The sequence below is a fragment of the Thermoactinomyces sp. CICC 10521 genome (assembly GCF_016055135.1).
Taxonomy (GTDB): domain Bacteria; phylum Bacillota; class Bacilli; order Thermoactinomycetales; family Thermoactinomycetaceae; genus Thermoactinomyces_A; species Thermoactinomyces_A daqus.
Genome location: NZ_JAECVZ010000079.1, coordinates 1 through 1,320, shown reverse-complemented (window position 1 = coordinate 1,320; position 1,320 = coordinate 1). Strand labels below are relative to the sequence as shown.

Sequence of the window (1,320 nt, the reverse complement as noted above, 5' to 3'; positions counted from 1 at the left end):
ATGAAGGATGGTAAGGTGTGTTTACTTTATCTGTTTCCCAAAGACCTAACCAACTGCGTCCTTTTTCAATCCAAAAGAAAGCTAATTTTTCACTTTGATAAGCAATTTCTAAACCTAACTTCTTATAAAATTCTATTGAATCAGAAAGATTACTGACGGGCAAATGTGCTTCATATAACCCTTTTATCAATTTTTTAATTCTCCCTTCTCTTGGCTTCTTTCCATCGTTAGCCTGTCGACATGATCCTCTTCCATTGACATTCCATGAGTACCAGAACGAATATTGATTCAACAGGGGCCCCGCTCACGGCAGTTTCCAAAGATGTTTCAATCCTTGTTTACCGGACCTTTTCTCTTTTTTGAGTTTGCATGTGCTTCCCCGAACACCTCCCCTATTCAGATCCAAATTTCGGATCGTTTCAACTGGTTTTCCATCCAAAAAGCCTTTTCCCCTATATTTTATCGAACTTTTATGTTTTTGAACATCTATTATATCTGTTTAGAATTTTCTGTCGTTCGCAAATGACAACAGTCATCCTCCCCTATTCCCGACTCTCTTGATAAAGCAATGCCAATGCGATCAGACTGATCCGGCAGCTCATGAACAAATAGCAGAAATAATTGCTTGCGTTACATTCTTAACCTACCGGGATGTGATCATTTGGCTCATTCTTGGAATGACTGGAATGTTGATCTACAACTACCTAAAAATGTGATCTATAATGAGGTGGATTGCTTTGTTTTTGGAGGCGATTTTTGAATTTGTTTTTTTTAGTTGTTTGTGCAGCAAACAAGTTTAATATATAGATAAGGTAGAGTTAACGAAGCTCAAATATAGTGCAATCTGCCCAATATTTTGAGGCCGCAGTTCGCTTTCGATCCATAGCAGGATAAATTCTTCTAATTTTATTTATCTACCCCTATCGTCTTGCTTGATGCCGATGGCTACTTTGCAGGGGTATTAAATGAACTGGCAGAAGTATTTTCAAGACGTATCATGGAAGTCATGAAGATACAGGAAATGGGTATCAACGTTATTTAGCACTGAATGAAGTCCCCTGCCCTGCACGATTGCATTTTCTGTCGAGATGCTCATAGAGGTCGTGGAAATGTCCCCGCAGGGATGGATGCTTGTGTCATTGGATATGGGAAACTGGGTAGTTCCATTGCTCAGATACTCCATACCTGAAATATGAGAGTCATGGTTTTCGATAAAGTTCGTAGGAAAAACAAAAAAAGGAGGAAAGTCGGACCCGAGATGGATCCTCTACAATTCAAATGAGTATTCCATTATCCCATGTTAAGGAAGCTATTATTGCG

1 protein-coding gene is annotated in these 1,320 nt (G+C 39.1%); it reads right to left on the bottom strand.

Annotated features, from left to right (window positions below; all coding sequences use genetic code 11):
• On the bottom strand, positions 1–199 hold a 199-nt coding region (locus I8U17_RS18025; RefSeq protein WP_370589295.1), incomplete at its 3' end, for a VOC family protein.
• Positions 200–1,320: the final 1,121 nt, after the last annotated feature.